Below are 2,411 nucleotides of genomic sequence, written 5' to 3'. Positions count from 1 at the left end.
GATCAGAAGTACTTCCCGCTGTTAGATGCAAACGGAAACCTTTTACCTAAGTTTATCTTTATTTCTAATATCGAAAGCAAAGACCCAAGCCAAGTTATTGAAGGCAACGAAAAGGTTATTCGTCCACGTTTGGCGGATGCAGAGTTCTTTTACAACACGGATAAAAAGAGTACGCTTGAGTCACGACTAGCAAGCTTGGAGTCTGTTTTATTTCAAAAGCAACTCGGTACGTTAAAAGAGAAGTCTGAGCGCATTGCTCAGTTAGCTGAATTTATCGCGAATAAGATAGACGCAAACGCTAATCATGCTAAACGCGCTGGTTTGTTAGCGAAAACAGATTTAATGACAGAAGTGGTCATGGAATTTACTGATATTCAGGGAGTTATGGGTAAATACTACGCCCTTAACGATGGTGAAGACCCAGTTGTTGCAGATGCGCTTTATCAACAATATATGCCTCGTTTTGCTGGCGACCAACTTCCAGGTTCATTAGAAGCATGTGCAGTGGCGCTTGCTGATAAGTTCGATACACTGGTTGGTATATTTGGTATTGGTCAATTCCCGAAGGGGGACAAAGACCCATTTGCGCTTCGTCGTGCAGCTATTGGTTCAATCCGTATTATGATTGAGAAAGAACTGAAGCTTGATATCGAAGAGTTGACTAACTTTGCCAAATCATTGTTTGGCGAAAAACTAACAAACGAAAGTGTGACAAAAGATGTTGTAGACTTTATGTTAGGTCGTTTTGAAGCTCATTATCGTGAGCACGGCATTGCAGTCGAGCTGATTCGAGCGGTGGAAGTTAAACGCCCAACGTCAGCCTTAGACTTTGAGCGTCGTCTAAGAGCGGTAGAAGCGTTTTCTAAGTTGTCTGAAGCGTCTGCATTAGCAGCGGCAAATAAACGCGTTAACAACATTCTGAGCAAGAATGCACAAACCGAGTTTAAAGCGATTGATGAGTCATTGTTAGCAGAAGACGCGGAGAAAGCATTAGTCACTCAAATTAAAGAGGTTGCACCTACGGCAGAAGCGGCTTTTGAATCTGGTGATTACGCGAATGGCCTGACTGCTTTAGCAGCACTTCAGGCTCCTATTGATAACTTCTTCGAGAACGTTATGGTAAATGCTGATGATGAAGCGATTAAAGCTAACCGTTATGCTATTTTAGGGCGTTTACAACAACTATTTATGCATACAGCAGACATCTCTGTGCTTTAAAAATCATCGTTATGTAAGTTTTAAACTTATATAATTAGGCGAAAAAAAACCTCATCATCTGATGAGGTTTTTTTATGCCTAAAATCTACAAGCGGCATAGAAAAATTAGTAACTAGTAAAAAGGCGAGAATGCTAACCCGCTACCACTTTGTTTCGACCTGTTTCTTTTGCTTTGTATAAACGTTCATCTGCGAGTTTAATTGCGTCGTTAAAGTCCGCTGGGTTCTTTATTACCGAGACACCAAAGCTACATTTTATGGCAATTGTGCCTTTTTCTTGACCTTCTAATGGGTTGTCAATTAACGCCATTCTCATTTTGTTGGCAATCCGTTCTGCTTTAGCTAAGGACATATTCGGAATACAAATTAAAAACTCTTCACCACCAATTCGACATAAAACATCCGTATTACGCAGCGCCTTTTTAAAGGTGTTTACCGCGTGGACGATAGCTTTATCACCGACGTCATGGCCATGTGTATCATTTATCATTTTAAAGTGATCAATATCGGCAATAATAACCGCAGCAGGCAGCAACATTTCACTGTTTTGTTGTAAGTATGGAAAATATGAGTCTTCCAGGAAGCGGCGATTAGGAATTTCGGTCAGTGCGTCTGTGTTTGCTTCTTTTTTATTATCCAGAGACACTGTTTCAATTTGGTTTAGGCTCTTAAATCTATAAAATTCGTTGATGAAAGAAAAGATAACGATGACGAAACTAGATAACAAAAAGCGACTTATTTCTGTAGACGCATAGGTAGCCATCACTAAACCAGGCGTATACAACATGTAAGCACTCATCGCTAAAAACGCAGCGCTAAAATAGGTACCGAATTTGGGCCCTGTTATCGAATAAACAATGAGCGGATAGTACATAACCCAATACAACGCCGTATTTTCGGTCCCACCGGAATAAATTAAACTACCATTAAAGACCAGAACCCCTGCACAAAGAAGTAAGCGGCCACCGAGTCGATAGGCGGTGAGATAGAAGAGGGTTGCACTAGTGATTACCATTGCTAACGCCCCAACAAGGGAGTAAAGCAGAAAGTCGCTGTAGATATCGTGGTTGGCTATAATTAGGCCACCAAATACAAATATTGCAATGACAATCATCGTCAATAAAGACATGTCTTTTCGCGATTGTTCGAGAATCTGAACTCTATCTGCCTTTAGATAGCGATACCACTTTTGTT

Annotated in this window: 2 protein-coding genes; one reads left to right on the top strand and one right to left on the bottom strand. The window is 40.8% G+C overall.

The window, feature by feature from the left end:
• Positions 1–1,218: glycine--tRNA ligase subunit beta (glyS, locus tag AC4E96_RS01095; protein ID WP_490254649.1), on the top strand; the 1,218-nt coding region annotated here is incomplete at its 5' end.
• Between the two features lie 132 nt (positions 1,219–1,350).
• Here the strand turns inward: glyS and AC4E96_RS01090 are convergent.
• Positions 1,351–2,411 (bottom strand): GGDEF domain-containing protein (locus AC4E96_RS01090; RefSeq protein WP_490254648.1); only part of this gene is annotated, 1,061 nt, incomplete at its 5' end.

The sequence above is a fragment of the Psychrosphaera sp. genome (genome assembly GCF_982872775.1).
This window is presented reverse-complemented; position numbering and strand designations above follow the sequence as displayed.